Raw genomic sequence first — 17,890 nt, 5'->3', positions numbered from 1 at the left:
CAATATTTTCTCAATTTAGCCATTAGGCGTTACCAAATCACCCCCTCTATATTACTTAAAAGTTTAATGTTAATAAAATTTAGCGTTTTTTTTGGATGCGAATTAAGCGTATCGAGTCAATTTTTATTTATTTTTTTAAATATCTTATTATCAACTTATTATGTATTTTGTGTTTTGCGCATTAAACGTATTAAAAATTATATAACATATTATATATCAGGTGTTTACGCAAATTTTTTATTTGCAATGTTAATTTGCATTGCCTTATATTTACTCTACCAAATATTTTGGTACGAATAATTAACCAAATTAAACTTGTATGAGTAAAATTCTACTAAAAGGAATTTTGCAGAAATCTGCGATCGCACTGCTCTGGTGCTGTTTTCTGCAAAACAATGCTGTTGCTAGTTCTCAAATAAGAATGAGCAAAACAAATTATCTAATCCCTGCCGACATTTCAGGTACCGTTAAAGATGCCACTGGGGCTCCCTTACCAGGAGTGGGTGTTAAGATTAAAGGGACAACAAAAGGAGTGGTAACCGATGGGGAAGGAAGATTTTCAATTAAAGATGTAAAGGCCGACGAAATTCTCGTGTTTACAAGTATTGGCTTTAAGCAACTAGAAGTTAAAGTTGAGGGGCGAAAAAATCTCGAAATTGTAATGGAGGAAGACAACAAAGGACTGAACGAAGTGGTTATTGTTGGGTATGGAACCCAGAAAAAAGTGAACTTAACTGGGGCGGTTTCTCAAATCAGCGGCGAAGAATTAATGAGCCGTCCCGTGCCAAATGTTACTGCGGCATTACAGGGTAGAGTTTCTGGAGTTGTAGTTACACGTAATAACGGTAGACCAGGTGGCGAGGGTTTCGGCTTGCGTATCCGTGGCACCAACTCGATTAATGGCTCCGACGCCTTAGTACTTGTAGATGGAATTCAAATGGATCTTAATCTAATTAATCCAGATGATGTAGAAAGTATTTCTTTTTTAAAGGATGCGGCCGCATCAGCCATTTATGGTGCAAGGGCTGCAGGTGGGGTGGTATTGGTAACCACCAAAAGAAGCACAAGTGGCAAAACTAGAGTGAGTTTTAATTCTATATATAGTATGAATGTAACGGCTCGTCAGCCAGAACGCTTAAATGCATGGGACGAACAAACCTTAATCGATGAGTCTCGTTTTAACGCAACGGGAGCCAAAGAATATACCCCAGAAATGGAGCAGTGGATACGAAATCCAAATTTTAATTATCGACCTAATTTAACGGCCGATCGTTGGGAATATTTTAGTAAAGTAAACTGGATAAAAGAAGGCATGAGCACCGTTAATGCACTTCAAAACTACTCGTTATCTGTTGGAGGCGGTAATAAAGAGCTTAATTATCTGTTTTCTACTGGCTATAATCAGAGAGATGGGGTGTTGCGTTATGGACCAGATGATAACTCAAGATATAACATCAAGTTGAATTTGAATGCGGAGATGAATAAATATATTAATCTTGGCTTGGTAGTGGGTTACATCGGTACCATCACCAACGAAAACTCCTATTCTACAGGGAATATCATCAATGCTTTATATCGTGTCAGAAATCGTCAGCCAATTTTTGTGCCTAATGAAGATAAAACTGGACAGCCTTTTAATGGGGATTTGCAAATCAACCCAATAGATATTGAAAAAAATGCAGGTTCGGCCAGATCAATCTATGAAAGTTTTACAGGTAAATTTGACTTAACAATTAAAAATTTAATAAAGGGATTTTCAATCAATGCCATAGCTTCAAGAAACCAAGATAGTTATAATTATGAGCAGGATAGGAGAAGCCTTTCTTGGTATGGAAGAAGTACAGCAACGGTCAGAAATCAGGTTAATGTACCAAATGGTATCGGTTTAACAAAAAACCGTGGCTACCTCGACAATTTACAGGGAACCTTAAACTACGAATTCAAATTAGCAGAGAAACATAGCTTTAAACTTTTGGCTGGTGGCTCATTTGAGCAATATCGAAAAGATGAATTTAATGCTGGCGCAACAGTTTTGTATAGTAATGATTCGTTTAGTTTAAATTACGCTGATCCACTAAACAGAACAAATAGCGATTTAGTAGAATCTTGGGCATTTAGTTCAATTTTTGGAAGGTTCAATTATAATTACGACGAAAAATACTTGTTCGAAGCTACCGTTCGTAACGATGGAAGTTCGCGCCTCGCTCCATCAAATAGATGGCAATTGTTTCCTTCCTTCTCTGCAGGATGGAGAATAAGTCAAGAAAATTTCTTTAAGAACACGCTGCCATTTGTTTCAAACTTTAAGATTCGTGGATCATGGGGCCAGGTAGGTAATGGTTCTGTTTTAGGGCTTTACGATTATATTGGATTGTTGAATAATGGAAATGCACTGGTGTTTAATGGGGTTAGAAACTCCTATTTCTACCAAAACACACTCCCTTCTGTAAGTAAAACTTGGGAAACCGTTCAATCTACTAACTTAGGAGTTGACTTTGGCTTTTTAAATGAACGTTTAACTGGAACAGCCGAAGTGTACGACAACCGAAATAAAAACATGCTCGCTACACTAAACGTTCCAAGTATTATCGGAGTAGGGATTTCAAGCAGTAATGTGGGCGAGTTAAAGAGCTATGGCTGGGAGGCCGAGCTCAGATGGAAAGATAAACTAGGAGCTGTACGGTATAATTTGGGTTTTAATTTTTCTGATAACCAAAACAAATTGATAAAATATGAAGGTAGAAACTCTATCGGAACGGGCGGCGTTGTAAACGCAATTGAAGGTTTTCCTTTAAATACTGTTTGGGGATACAGAACAGCAGGCTTTTTCCAATCGGATGCTGAAGCTGCGGAATATAAAACAAAAGTAAGCTATCCATTCTTCGCAAACCCTAAAGCGGGAGATATCAAGTACCTCGATTTAAATGGAGATGGTGTAATAAGTGCCGGAGGAGGAACACCAGAAAATCCTGGAGATTTGGTGAATTTAGGCACCACAAGTGCTCGTTATTCTTACGGATTTGACTTGGGAGCACAGTGGAAAGGATTTGATTTCTCTATTGCTTTTCAAGGAACTTTAAAACGCTCGTTTCTAATTGCAACCGAAACATTGTCTCCCTTTTTTGGAACAGCAAATATGCCTTGGACCATCCATATGGACCGTTGGACCCCAGATAATCCAGATGCATTTTTCCCTAGAATGTACCAAACCAGTGATCATAATTACAAGCCGTCTGACCGTTGGACTCAAAATGGAAGTTATATCCGTTTAAAGAATCTACAGCTGGGATATACGCTACCAATTAAGAAGAAATATGCGCAAAACGTGCGTGTTTACTTTTCTGGGCAAGATTTATGGGAAAGCACAAAAGTGTTGAGCGTATTTGATCCAGAAGTGGCCAATGGAGTGAATTCACAAACCTATCCATTTTATCGTGCATATGCATTTGGTTTAAACGTTACTTTATAGATATACTATTATGAGATTTAAGAAAATAATAATAAGCACTGTTTTAATCGCAATCGTTATGTTAACAGGTTGTGAAAAATTAGACAGAGTGCCTGAAACAAATTTCTCTGATGTTGCTTTTTGGAACACAGAAACTGATTTAATTAATGCAGCAAACCGATTATATCAACAGTTGGGGGGGTATGGACCAGATAATCGTGCCGATGACAATACCAATCAGGCGATAAATACCATCAGTACAGGTTCGAGAGGTGTACCAAGTACAGATGGAAACTGGAGTAGCCCTTACGATATGATTTTTACGGCAAATAATATCCTAGAAAAAGGTCAGAAAGCCCAAGTAGCTGATGCCATTAAAAATCGTTATTTTGCGGAAGCCCGATTTTTTAGAGCGTATGCCTATTCTCAATTGATTGAAAAATATGGCGATGTTCCCTTGGTTTTAAAAACGTTAACGGTAGAAGACCCAGATCTTAAGATGCCAAGAACAGCCAGAGAAACTGTGGCAAAAGCTATATACGATGATTTAGATTTTGCGGCACAATGGTTACCCACCAGGGCCGCTTTACCCGCTGCACAATATGGTAGAGTAACCAAAAGCAGTGCTTGGGCGTTAAAAGCTAGAGTAGGTTTAGAAGAGGGTACTCGGGCTAAATTTCATGGCGTTAATGGGTGGCAGGAACATTTAAATGTCGCCGTAGCCGCTGCTACATTAGTAATGGGACAAGGCCATACCTTATTTCCCAATTACTTGGGCGAATTTACTCATTTGGGCGATGTGGCATCGAATACAGAAAACTTACTCGTGAAACTATATGCGTTAACAATATTAACTCATAACACCTCACGCGATTTGGAAAATGGTCGTATTGCGCCTACGCGTAACCTAATTCGCCAGTTTTTATATAGTGATGGCTTACCTGCTTGGAATTCAGATCAAACGCCGTCGGCAACCCGATCACCTTTCTTTGTTCCAGAGGCAGCAGAAACAAGCTATAATACCATTTTAGATAATCGAGATCCTCGTATCGCTACCTTGGTGTATCGTTCTGGCGAAGCATCTTATCAACGGCCTTGGGTGCCACAAACTTCATTAGGTTCGAGAACAGCTTATGCAGGAAAAAAGGGATTTGATGCAGCCGATTGGGCCATCAATAATAGTGCAACAGTACAAAAGGTACATATTCGCTATGCCGAAGTACTCTTAATTTTAGCTGAAGCAAAATTTGAACTGACTGAATCGATTTCAGATGCGGATTTAAACTTAACCGTAAATGCCTTAAGAACACGCGCGGGTTTCGCACCTCGATTAACCAATGCCTTTGTTACCGCTAATAACCTTAGCATGCGCGAAGAGATTAGAAGAGAAAGAACGGTAGAGTTATCGTTAGAATATTTCAGATATGGCGACTTAATTCGTTGGAAAACTGCTGAAACGGTAATGCCGAAAGATATACTTGGTGGCAAATACATCGCTAGCGAATGGATAGGTACAAATGCTTCGGCCCTAAAATTAAATGCCGATGGGGTTTTAATTACAGAAGCTGCTGCTACTCGAACCTTTAATCCAAATAGAGATTACTTATATCCAGTGCCTTTACAAGAAATTACACTTAGCGATGGCAATGTGAAACAAAATCCAGGTTGGCAATAACTAAATTAATATTAAGAAAATGAAACATTTAAAAATATTCCTAGCACTCATTGTAGTAATGACTGTTACTTTTACGTCTTGCAAAGAAGACAGAGAATACCCTGCTGGATTGCCAGAATACGAAAATTACTATTATGCGGGTTTCCTTCCCTGGAACAATACGGCTACTGAATCAGTATTCAGAACACAAACTACCTTAGTTAAATTTCCCGTACAGTTTCATTCTGTTTTTGTTCGCGACTACGATTCGGAAGCTAAATATACCTTGATTTCTACCAGTCAAAATGCTCCAGCCATAGTAGGGCAAGATTTTAATTTTGTTGATAAAAGTGGAAATGTACTACAAGCAAGTAATGGCCTGTACACCTTAAAATTCGAACAATCGAAAGCAAAGGTGGATACCATTTATGTAAAGTTATTAAATAGCGCTATACCAGGTACACGTAAAATTGAAATTAACATTGTAAAAAATGAAACTACTCAGTATACCGTAGGAAATTTTTCTCAAGCATTTAAACGCTTCTTGGAAATTAAATAATTGATATAGCAATTTATTTGTAAACCCAAAAACGCCATTGCATTTTAATTGCAATGGCGTTTTTTATAAGAGGCGAATTCGTCGTTTACTGGCTTTTTAATTTCGATACTGTTATTTGATACGTTTATATCGCAAGATGAACTTTGATAGGACTGGATATGATATCGATTTTTAGAAAAAAATCTTAGTCCTAAGCTCAAAAAGCAGGAATGTTAATAATTTTATCATTTTTTTTAATTGCGGATAAAGCGTATCATATAAAAATTCAAAGAGACTTATAAGGTGCAGTATTACAGATGATTATGAATTTTGTGGTTTGCGAATTATGCGCATCAAAATTTTTGTAACTCGTTAAATATCAGTTATTTATGAATTATTTTATTTGCAATTCTAATTGCTATTACTCTATATTTACCTCACCAAATTTTTTGGAAGATTAATTAACCAAATCAAACTGTATGAGGAAAATTCTACTAAAGAGAATTTTGCAGAGAATGTATGTAACACTGCTCTGGTGTTTATTTCTGCAAATCGGCGCTTCTGCTACTGTTGCAACAAGCCCAAAAAAATCAAATCCTTCTTTAACGTCCAGAAGTGCAACACTTGCATTTTTAGATGTTACCGGTGTTGTTAGAGATGTTACAGGTAATCCGATTCCTGGTGTTGGAATTAAGGTTAAGGGAACTCAAAATGGTTTCATAACAGATGGAAACGGAAAGTTTACTTTAAAAAATGTCGACGAAAATGCAATTATTGTGGTAACAAGTATTGGCTTTAAACAACAAGAAGTTGTTCTCAAAGGTCAAACTAGTTTAATAATTACTTTAGAAGAAGACAATCAAGGATTAAACGAAGTGGTGATTGTGGGCTATGGCTCGCAAAAGAAATCGAGCTTAACGGGTGCTGTTTCTCAAATTAATGCAGAGGAGTTAATGAAGTCGCCAACCCCAAATCCAACTAACAGTTTAATTGGACGTTTACCTGGTTTATTGGCGGTACAAACCAGCGGACAACCCGGTGCCGACGCCTCTACCATTAAAATTCGTGGTGTAGCTACCTATGGAGCAAATGCGAATGCGATTGTAGTGGTTGATGGAATTGAACGACCAAGTTTTTCAGATATTGACCCCAGTGAAATTGAAACGGTATCTATTCTTAAGGATGCAGCTTCAACTGCAGTGTATGGTTTAAAAGGTGCAAATGGGGTAATCGTAATTACCACAAAGGCAGGTAAAATTGGAAAACCTAGAGTATTCTATTCTGGGAACTATGCTGCGCAAACCTATACAGGTTTAGCGGTAGGTTTACCAGCACTTGAAAATGCAACGTTATTAAATCAAGCGTATATAAATGATGGGAAGGCTGCCCCTTTTTCAGATGATGCAATTCAAAAATTTGCAGATAAATCTGATCCGATTGGTTATCCAGATGTGCAATGGTTCGATTATTTAACGAAGAAGTACTATTCGCAAACCACACATAATATTAATATTAATGGAGGTACCAAGTTTGCCAAGTATTTTGTTTCCGCTGGTTATGCCTTCCAAGATGGAATATTTAAGAAATTTGATTCGCCATATGGCATTAATACAGTGCCTAACTATAGCCGCTATAATTTCCGTACCAATGTTGATCTTACCTTAAACAAAGATTTTGTAGTAGGGATTAAATTGGGTGGACGTTTTGCCAATCGTTATCAACCAGCGGGCTTATTGTCTTCATCTGCCTTTTCTTACGATACCATAGAGGGTATGATTTCTCGTATCCTACAAGTTCCGGCGTACGCCTATCCGGTTACTTTACCCGATGGCAGAATAACAGCTAACCCAAATGTAGGTACGAACATATGGAACCCTTTCGCTGTATTAACCCGGTTCGGAACACGTGATGACGATATTAATACCATTGAGAGTACTTTTAATTTAGACTACAAATTAGGTGCGCTAACTAAAGGTTTAGCCTTTAAAACTAATTTTGCTTTCGATTCATATTATAATAATGTAGAACGAAGAAATGCAAACTGGGCTGCTTATGTATATAATCCACAAACAGGTGCAGTAACGTTATCTACCGATACACGTAATCGTGACCAGCCATTAGGTGGTGTTGTAAATGGCGGTGTAACAACAGGTAGCACCAATATGACCTTACAATCTGGCTTTACCTATAATAGAGATTTCGGTAAGCACAATGTAGATGGTACACTATTGGGTCTACGTACGTTAGTGCGTACAGATGGTGGAACCTCTTTTACCGCTCCCCCTAGAGCATTCCAAGGATTAGTTGCTCGTGTACGTTATAACTTCGATCAAGATCGATACCTTTTTGATGTCAGTGCAAGTTACAACGGTTCAGAAAACTTTGCTCCCGGATTACGCTATGGTTTTTTCCCAGCGGTATCTGCTGGTTGGACGGTAACCAATGAGCCATTTTGGAAAAAGAATAACATTTTAAGTTATTTTAAAGTAAGAGGTAGCTATGGTTTAGTAGGTAACGATAACGTTTCGAATAATCGATTTTTGTTCTTAACAACCTATTCGGGTAATGCCTCAGCACCATTCGGAAACCCATTATCAATTACCAACTTTCCAACCTTATTTATTGGCGATAGTGCGCTGGGTAATGATCAGGTAACTTGGGAAACGGGTACCAAAAAGAACATTGGTTTCGAATCCCGCCTTTTTAAGGATGCGCTTAAATTTAACGTAGATGTGTTTGAAGAAGACCGGAAAGACATTTTAACACCATCTCTAAGTGGTTCCGCGCTTTTCGGACACAGCTATCCCTTATTAAATAAAGGCGAAGTTCACAACAAAGGTTACGAACTTGAATTAGACTACCAAGGTAAAATTGGTCAGGTTTTAATCGGATTAAACACCCAATTTTCTTACACAAAAAACACAATTATTGAAAACGATGAACCAGATGGCTTACCATTCTATCAAGCTAGAAAAGGGAAGAGCGTGGGTCAGTTTATTGGGTATGTTAACGATGGTTTTTACAAAGATGCAGCCGATATTGAATCATCTGTTAAACAACAAGGTTTTAATCCCATTCCTGGCGACTTAAAATTTAAAGATTTAGATGGTGATGGTTTGATTACCACGCTCGATCAAACTTCGATTGGGTATACCAATACCCCAGAATATGTTTACAGTTTTACTCCACGCTTTGCCTACAAAGGCTTTAGTATGTCGGTATTGTTTCAAGGGGTAGCCCATGTGAGCTCTAATGTAATCTTAACAGAGCAAAACAACGGACAGCAAATGTATGAGTACATGTTAAATGCATGGACACCTGAAAACGCTGCTACGGCCACATGGCCAGCTTTACACTCTAGAGGAACAGCTTCATTAAACTATGCGTTAAATGATTTTACACTTCAAAATGCCGCCTATTTAAAGGTGCGAAATGTAGAGTTGTCGTATACGTTGCCAAAAGAATGGGTAGCGAAAGTAAAATTGAATAATGTAAGGGTTTACCTAAACGGACAAAACCTGTACACGTGGACGAAGTTTAAAATGTATTTAGATCCAGAAAACTTGAACGTGGTTAACCAGGCCTTTCCAATTCAATCTCTTTACCCAACCTCGAGAGTTTATAATGTTGGTTTAAACGTTAATTTTTAAATGATGAGAAGAAATTATAAAATATATACAGCTGTTGTTTTATTAACACTCTGTTTCGTTTCTTGTAAAAAAGACTTTCTGGAAAGAACCCCAGGCGTGGCTTTAACCGAGGACGAGATCTTTGCAGACCCAGCGCAAGCCGCAAAATTTGCTGATAATGCGTACAATTATACCATTACAAAATATGTACGATTTAATGATCACCGTGGTACGGTATCTCAAGCATCAGACGAGGCCGTTTCAGGTAACTCTGAGGGTACCGTAACCTCATTAAACCGGGGCTTGTACCATGAGCATTCTACACAAGCTAGTTTAAATGACATTGGTGATATCTGGAAAAGAATGTATGCTGGAATAGCCATCACCAATAAAATGCTCTCTCGAATTGCAGATGTTCCGCCTGCACCACCTGCTACCGTTCCAATTTTCGATCCGGTACGCGTAGAAGGTGAAATGAGATTTCTTCGTGCCATGTCTTATTTCGAATTGACCAAAAGATTTGGTGGCGTTCCGCTTGTAGATAAGGTGTATGGGGTAAATGATGATATTAATCTTCCACGCAAATCGTTTGCGGAAATTACTGCATTTATTTTGAAAGATCTTGATATTGCTGTTACTAAATTGGGTACAGATGCAGAATATGGTGCTTCTAATTACGGACGACCAACAATTGGTGCAGCTCAGGCCTTAAAAGCCCGTGTATTACTGTATGCCGCTAGTCCATTAAACAATCCAACTAACGATAAAGCCAAATGGAAAGAAGCAGCAGATGCCGCACGTGCTTTAATGGATGGTAGATATGCATTGCAAGACACCTATGGCGACATTTTAAATGTACCAAACTCACCAGAATACATCATGATCAGAATTAAAGGAAACACACCTTTATCTGGCGAAATGATGCAAGATTTCTCTATGTCTCCCGGTTCTGGTGGTGCACAAGGGCAAATGAATCCAACCCAAAACCACGTAGATATGTACGAAATGGCAAATGGATTGCCAATTACCGATCCTGCATCAGGGTACGATCCTCAAAAACCCTATGTAGGAAGAGAACCTCGTTTTTATGATAACATTATTTATAACGACCTGCCTTGGCAAGGTGGTAAAATAGAGATGTGGTCTACGCTGCAAGGAACAGCTACCGTTTATGGGAAAGACTGGAACCCAGGTAACATTACCTATACCGCAACTCGCTATTATTGTAAAAAATACTGGCCAGAAGTATATAGAACAGTAGGGGGTAGTACAACTTTGCTAAACTATATCTACTTCCGCTATGGCGAAGTACTATTAAACTATGCAGAAGCGCAAAACGAGTTCTTAGGTTCCCCAGATGCGAGTATTTATAACGCTTTAGTATTGCTTCGTGCAAGAGCAGGGATTGCCAAAGGATCAGGTACCTATGGTTATGGATTAAAAGATAACATGACGACTGCCGAAATGCGTGAAGTAATTAGACACGAACGCGCTATCGAATTGTCTTTCGAAGATCACCGCTGGTATGACATTATGCGTTGGAAAATTGGTGCTACTACAATTGCCGTACCCATGAAGGGAATGGACGTGTTTAAAAAGGCCGATGGAACATTTACTTACACACCGTTTGTGTTAGGCACTGGCTTCCAAAAAACGTGGACCGAAAAACAGAACCTTTACCCAATTCCTAGAACAGAAATTTATAAAAGTAAAGGAGTGCTTACGCAGAACCCGGGTTGGGAATAGTCAATTAATCTAACGCAAATAAAGATTTATTCAATTAAGATGAAAATATCGAAATCAAAATATATAGTTTGCCTTCTGTTTTTATGGATGGCAGTACTAAACGTTTATGGGCAAAGGCCTGATGAACAAATTACGGTAAAAGGAAAGGTTGTAGACCAAGATAAAAAACCAATACCAGGCGTAAACATTTCTATTCAAGAAGATCGGAAAAACAGAACCGTAAATACCGATGCAAATGGGAATTTTACGCTCGACGCAACTACAAGTGATGTGCTCGTATTTAAAACCGTTGGCTATGGTACGCTCTTAAAGCCAGCTGCCGAAATTAAGGAAGATGTAGCATTAATGCTTACTAAAAGCTTAATCGACGCTGGTGATGATGATAATGTATATATCCCGTTTGGAGTAAGAAAGAAGAGAGAAGTTAGTGCAACGATTAGTACGATAACTGCTGAAAATCTTCCTCAAATTCCATCTTCGTCATTAACAAATGTGTTTACAGGTCGCTTGGCAGGCTTAAACATTTACCCAAGTGGTTCGCAACAACCCGGATATGATGTGTCTAGTTTCTTAATCAGAGGTCGCTCGTCTTACAACAGTAATCAAGACCCTTTGATTTTAGTTGATGGAATTGAACGCGATTTTAAATCGATGGATTTAGGTGAGATTGAGAGTGTGAGCATTTTAAAAGATGCTGCAACACTGGCTTGGTATGGTATGTATGCTGCAAATGGTGTGGTATATGTAAAAACTAAGCGTGGTAGTGCTACCTCAACCAAAGTGACCTTTGATGCGCAAGCCGGCGTGCAAGCACCTTTAAACATTACCACTCCACTCGATTCATATAGTTATGCTACCTTGTATAATGAAGCTTCTATCAATAGCGGTGGGACAGCAGTTTATGGTCCTGCAGCCCTACAAGCCTACCAAGATGGTTCTGACCCGATTAAGTACCCAAATAACAATTTTGTTAGAGATTTTACAAAAAGTGCTGCACCAACACAACGTTATGTTGCGTCGGTAACAGGCGGTAATGCATTCTTAAAGTTTTATACGTTGTTAAGTGCCTATCAACAAGGTGGTTTTTATAAAGGTGGACATAACGAAACTTACGATGCCAATACCGATTTTAACCGCTATAATTTAAGAACAAACTTAGATTTACACGTAAACAAAAACTTAGATGTTTCGTTAGATATTGGCGGTAGAATTACCAATTTACGTTTCCCTAATCAAGGTACAGGGGCATTTTTAGGTGCCGTTTACAGTACGCCAGCAAATGCATTCCCAGTTATAAATCCGAATGGATCGTATGGTGGTACATCGATCTTTCCAACAAGTAATCCACAGGCTATGCTCGAAGCAAGGGGTGCCAGTACCGATTTGGTGCGCAACATGATTGCTACCATTAGTGCCCGTCAGAAAATGGACGGAATTTTAAAGGGATTGGCCGCTGAAGTATATTATGCTTATGATATTGCAGGTGCATACCGTTCAGGTTTTCAGCAGAATTATGCAACCCAAGAATTATTACCAACAGGTATCTATCAAACCTATGGTACAGCTACGAAAGTAGATTATCAAGCGAATACTTTCTCGGGTAACGTCAGAAAAAGTGAATTTTGGGGCGGTTTTGATTACAATAGAATCTTTGGTAAACACGATATTAAATTTACCACAAGAACCTCACGACAAAATTATTCTACGTTTGGCAATCTTGATGTTAGAAGAGAAGGTATTTCTAATCGCCTATCTTACGGCTATAACCAAAAATATTTTGTCGATTTAATTGGCGCCTATTCCGGATCTGAGAATTTTATGCCAGGCCGCCGATTTGGGTTCTTCCCGGCAGCTTCGGCAGGATGGATTATATCTGATGAAGACTTTATGGACAGCTCAAAATCGTTTCTTGATTTCTTGAAAATCAGAGCCTCTTATGGTTTAGTTGGGAATGACGGCATTAATTTACCTAGACGATTTGCTTACAACGACTTTTTTCAAAGAAGTACAACAGGGTATAACTTTGGAACGGGCTACTCGGGTGTGGGTGGTAGCGCACAGATTTCGTTAGCTAATCCTTTTTTAACCTGGGAGAAAGCCTATAAGACAAGCGTTGGTTTTGACGCCAAATTCTTTAAGCAAGCCCTGTCGCTGAGTGCCGATTATTTTTATGAAGATAGAAAAGACTTAACTACAAATTCGCAATTGCCAAACGTTTTAGGGCAAACACTAGTAGTAGTTAACGAAGGTGAAGCTTCATATAGAGGCTTTGAAACCGCAATTAATTATAATAAAAAGGTCGGATCGGTAAATGTAAATCTATTTGGAAACTATACTTACCAAACAAGCAAAATATTAGCTATTAACGAGGCAGCTAATCTTCCTGAGTACCAAAAAGCCTTAGGTCACCCTATCTCAAGTGTGATTTCTACTGCAGCAACCGCAACTACAGGTGCGGCATATCAAAGCAACATGTATATTTCTAATGGTATTTTCCAAACCCAAGCAGAAATAGACGCTGCTCCACAGCAATTATTGGCTAAAGAAGTAAAACCTGGTGATATTCGGTATGTAGATCAAAACGGCGACGGAATTATCAACGGATTGGATATTGTAAGAACAGATTACAATTTTGTACCTAAATCAGTATTTGGCTTTGGAGCTTCCATCGCCACGAAAGGATTTGATCTTAACTTTTTATTGCAAGGCACATTGGGTAGTTCACTTACCATTCAGCAAATTGTTAATGCTGGTAGTAGCAATAATGGTTTCTTAAACCAATACAGTGTAGACAGGTGGACACCAACAAATACTTCTGCTCCATATCCACGTTTATTATTAACAGATCGGGGTAATAATACTGCGCCATCCGATTTTTGGGTGCGTTCTGGAGATTACCTGCGCTTAAAAAATATAGAATTGGGCTATTCTTTACCCGACGCCTTTGTTAAAAAACTTAAACTTTCTCAGTTCAGGTTTTACGTAGGTGGTTTAAATCTAGTAACCTTCGATAAACTGGGAAGCTTAGATCTTGATCCAGAATTACCAGAGTCTGGGTATAATCAATCTTATCCATATATGAAAATATATTCATTTGGAATCAATTTGAAATTTTAAGTATTTATGAAATTGCCCTGTTTCCAAAACACAAACACAAATGAAGATAACATGGCTATTCCATATAACAATTAACAATAATATTATCAACATATGAATATTAAGATGAAAAAAAATATTTGCTACATGTTCCTATCTGTAATGCTTATCGCTACAGGATGTGAAAAAGATAGCTATCTTCAGGACGGTAAATTTAGTGGTACCGACAACATTACTGAAGATCAACTTTGGGCAAACCCCGATTATGCTAGGTTGTTTTTAAATAACGTGTATGCCTCACTAGATGATAGGTATAATTTAACTGATGGTGCGATTTTGGCATCAGGGAGCGACGAAGCGGTAAATTCGAACTTAAACTCGTCCATTACCACACTTAACAACGGTACCTGGAGCCCGGTAAAAACATTCGATGATGTGTATGCCGATATGTATGTTGGCATTCGAAAAGCCAACATGTTCTTGGAAAAAGCCGACGGTAGTGCCATCATTCCTTTAGATGAATTATTGCCAGCTAACGTTCCTGAAAATCAAACCTATGATTCGCAAATTCAACGTTTACGTGGGCAAGCGTTCTTCTTAAGGGCATTTTTCGAATTCGAATTGCTAAAGCGATACGGAAGTTTTATTATCGTTACCAAACCCTTAGCCGTTACCGATCCTTTAGATGTTCCGAGAAATACATTCGATCAGTGTGTAGCGCAAATTTCTTCCGATTGTGAGGAAGCCATAACTCGTTTGCCTTTATCACCATTACAGTGGAATACTACGAACCGTGGTAGAGCTACGGGAACGGCTGCAATGGCGCTTAAGGCCAGACTATTACTGTATGCTGCAAGTCCACTATACAACCCAAGTGGCGATCCTGCAAAATGGCAAGCAGCCGCCGATGCCGCAAAAAGAATAATGGATACAGGTAAACATACGTTATACACGTCATATCCAAACATTTGGTTATGGAATGTAGGTGCGTATAATAATGAAACAATTTTTGCCACAAGTACCTTAAATACGAATTCGATTGAGCAAAATAATGCTCCTGTTAGTTATGATGCCGCAAATGGTCGCACTAACCCTACACAGGGATTTGTTGATGCTTTTGAAATGAAAGCAACAGGTAAGCCTATCTCTGATGCTACTTCTGGCTATAACGAAAATAACCCGTATACCGGTCGCGATCCAAGATTAGGCTTTACGGTTTTATTTAATAGCGCTTCCGTACAACCCATGATTTCTAGTTATAATTTCAAAGGTAAACCTGTCGAAACTTTTGTGGGAGGAAAAGACGGTTTAAACCTGAATGTAAATGCTACCAAAACAGGATATTATATGCGTAAATTCTTAAGTGAAAGTGCATCTTGGGCCGGTACAACGACTAATATTCGTAGACCATGGATCTTCTTTAGATATGCCGAAGTCTTATTAAACTACGCCGAAGCCTTAAATGAAGCACAAGGCCCAGCTCAATTAACGGAGATTTTAAGAGTAGTGAACTTAATTAGAGCGAGACCAGGAGTAGCAATGCCAGCATTGCAGACCACAAATCCTTCAGGTAATGGTTATGTTGAGCCTACAAAAGAAGAATTGCGTAAACGCATTCATAACGAACGTAGGGTAGAGTTGGCTTTCGAAGAACACCGCTTTTTTGATGTTCGCCGTTGGAAAGAAGGTGAAGCTATTTTTAATGCTCCAGTAACTGGGATGAGAATTGTTCCAACCTCGGCAACCACATTTACCTACACCCGTTTTAATGTAGAAAATAGAAGCTTTACCGCTAAAAATTACCTTTATCCAATTTCACAAAGCGAACTGAATAGAGCACCAGCGCTTAAACAAAACCCTGGTTATTAATTATAAATTACCATATAGGCACAGAGAACACATAGCTATGGTGTACTATGTGTCTATGTGGTTAAAAAGAATATAATGTTAAAAATAAAAACTTCCTTCCTTACTCTTTGCTTTGTCCTTTTAGCTTCGATTAGCTATAGCCAAATTACCTCCATTCAAAATATACAATCGCGCAAGATCCTAAGCTTAAACGGCAAATGGAATTATATTGTAGATCCTTACGAAAATGGATACTACGACTACAGACACGATCCATTCGATAAATCGAAAAGTGGAAGCGGTGGTTTTTATGATGATAAAGTTCAAAAAGACAAGACTGAACTGATTGAATATAATTTCGACCTTTCGCCTCAAATGAATGTGCCGGGCGATTGGAACTCTCAATCTGAAAAGCTAGAATTGTACGAAGGTACGGTGTGGTTGCGAAGGAAATTTACTGCAGCACCCGTTAAAGATAAACGTTACTTTATTTATTTTGGGGCGGTAAATTACGAGGCCCATGTTTATTTTAATGGTAAGAAATTGGGCATCCACAAAGGTGGTTTTACTCCTTTTCAGTTCGAAGTAACGGATAAAATTATAGCTGGCGAAAATTCGTTAGTGGTTAAGGCCGATAACACCCGTAAGCCTGATGAAATACCAACCGTAAATACCGATTGGTGGAATTATGGGGGCATTACCAGAGATGTGTTCTTAGCCGAAATGCCTCAGCATTATATTAACGATTATAAACTTCAGCTTGCAAAGGGAAGCACGAACCTACTTAATTTCTCGGTTGCTTTGTCGGATGCTACTGTGCGACAAAATATTACGGTTGCTATTCCAGAACTAAAGTTCGAAAAAACATTTACCACCGATGCTGAGGGAAAGATTAATCAGCAATTAACCCTAAATAAATTAAGTTTATGGTCGCCTGAAAACCCTAAACTTTATAACATAACCCTCAAATCTAGTACCGAGACCATTCAAGACAAAATTGGTTTCAGAACAATCGCCACACAAGGCAATAACATTTTATTAAATGGAAAATCTGTTTTTTTAAGGGGAATTTCCATTCATGATGAAAACCCATTGTTAGCCGGACGATTACGTTCGGAAGGCGATATGCGCATGATGTTGCAATGGGCCAAAGATATGAACTGTAATTATGTGCGTTTAGCTCATTATCCGCATAACGAAGAAATGGTACGTTTGGCTGATGAGATGGGCCTAATGGTTTGGGCAGAAGTTCCTGTGTATTGGACCATCTCGTGGACCAACCCAGCAACCTATGCAAATGCAAAACAACAGCTTACCGACTTAATTGTGCGCGATAAAAACCGTGCAAGTGTAGTGGTATGGTCTGTTGGTAACGAAACACCGTTAAGCGAACCCAGACATTTGTTTATGGGTAATTTGGTTGATGCTGCTCGTGCTTTAGACGATACGCGCTTGGTGGCTGCGGCTTTAGAAGTGCATAGAGAGGGGAATACCATAATCCTAAATGACCCACTTGGCGAAAAAATAGATCTTGTAAGTTTTAACGAATACGCAGGTTGGTATTGGGGAGGTACACCAAGCGAAATCTTGCGATACGATTTTAATATTAAATACAACAAACCTGTGGTAATTACCGAATTTGGTGGTGATGCTTTAGGGGGTTTTCATGCCGATGAAAATACGCGCTGGAGTGAAGAATATCAGGAAGCTTTATACAAGAACCAAATTACCTTGCTGGGTAAAATAGAGGCATTACGTGGCATGACCCCGTGGATCTTGGCCGATTTCAGATCGCCAAGAAGACAGCATCCTGTATATCAGAATTTTTGGAATCGTAAAGGCTTGATTTCTGAAACAGGCAAGAAGAAAAAAGCATTCTTTGTGCTTCAAGATTTTTATAATCAGATACAAACGAAATACAAATAGTGTTG

General features: G+C 38.7%; 8 protein-coding genes. All 8 read left to right on the top strand.

Features of this window, described 5'->3' with window-relative positions:
- Positions 1 to 319 precede the first annotated feature (319 nt).
- The 8 genes from WG904_RS11975 to WG904_RS11940 all read left to right on the top strand — a co-directional run bounded on the left by WG904_RS11975 (position 320) and on the right by WG904_RS11940 (position 17,885).
- Entirely contained in the window at positions 320 to 3,469 is a 3,150-nt protein-coding gene (locus tag WG904_RS11975) for a SusC/RagA family TonB-linked outer membrane protein (protein WP_339579557.1), read from the top strand.
- 58 nt (positions 3,470 to 3,527) lie between these two features.
- Entirely contained in the window at positions 3,528 to 5,123 is a 1,596-nt protein-coding gene (locus WG904_RS11970; RefSeq protein ID WP_339579556.1) for a RagB/SusD family nutrient uptake outer membrane protein, read from the top strand.
- Positions 5,124 to 5,142: 19 nt separating this feature from the next.
- Positions 5,143 to 5,661: a hypothetical protein gene (locus WG904_RS11965; RefSeq protein WP_339579555.1), complete on the top strand. Its 519-nt coding sequence runs from the start codon at positions 5,143 to 5,145 to the stop codon at positions 5,659 to 5,661.
- Between the two features lie 458 nt (positions 5,662 to 6,119).
- Complete coding sequence (locus tag WG904_RS11960; protein ID WP_339579554.1) at positions 6,120 to 9,290, top strand: SusC/RagA family TonB-linked outer membrane protein; 3,171 nt, start codon at positions 6,120 to 6,122, stop codon at positions 9,288 to 9,290.
- A complete protein-coding gene (locus tag WG904_RS11955) occupies positions 9,291 to 11,015 on the top strand; it encodes a RagB/SusD family nutrient uptake outer membrane protein (protein WP_339579553.1) in 1,725 nt (574 codons plus the stop codon).
- A 39-nt stretch (positions 11,016 to 11,054) separates the two neighbouring features.
- Complete coding sequence (locus WG904_RS11950; protein WP_339579552.1) at positions 11,055 to 14,132, top strand: SusC/RagA family TonB-linked outer membrane protein; 3,078 nt, start codon at positions 11,055 to 11,057, stop codon at positions 14,130 to 14,132.
- Between the two features lie 105 nt (positions 14,133 to 14,237).
- Positions 14,238 to 15,980, top strand: a complete 1,743-nt coding sequence (locus WG904_RS11945; RefSeq protein WP_339579551.1) for a RagB/SusD family nutrient uptake outer membrane protein — start codon at positions 14,238 to 14,240, stop codon at positions 15,978 to 15,980.
- A gap of 75 nt (positions 15,981 to 16,055) precedes the next feature.
- Complete coding sequence (locus tag WG904_RS11940; RefSeq protein WP_339579550.1) at positions 16,056 to 17,885, top strand: glycoside hydrolase family 2 TIM barrel-domain containing protein; 1,830 nt, start codon at positions 16,056 to 16,058, stop codon at positions 17,883 to 17,885.
- Positions 17,886 to 17,890 lie beyond the last annotated feature (5 nt).

It is taken from the genome of Pedobacter anseongensis (genome assembly GCF_037482965.1).
Taxonomy (GTDB): domain Bacteria; phylum Bacteroidota; class Bacteroidia; order Sphingobacteriales; family Sphingobacteriaceae; genus Pedobacter; species Pedobacter anseongensis.
The sequence above is the reverse complement of the archived record's forward strand: the minus strand, read 5'-3'. Positions and strand labels throughout refer to the sequence as shown.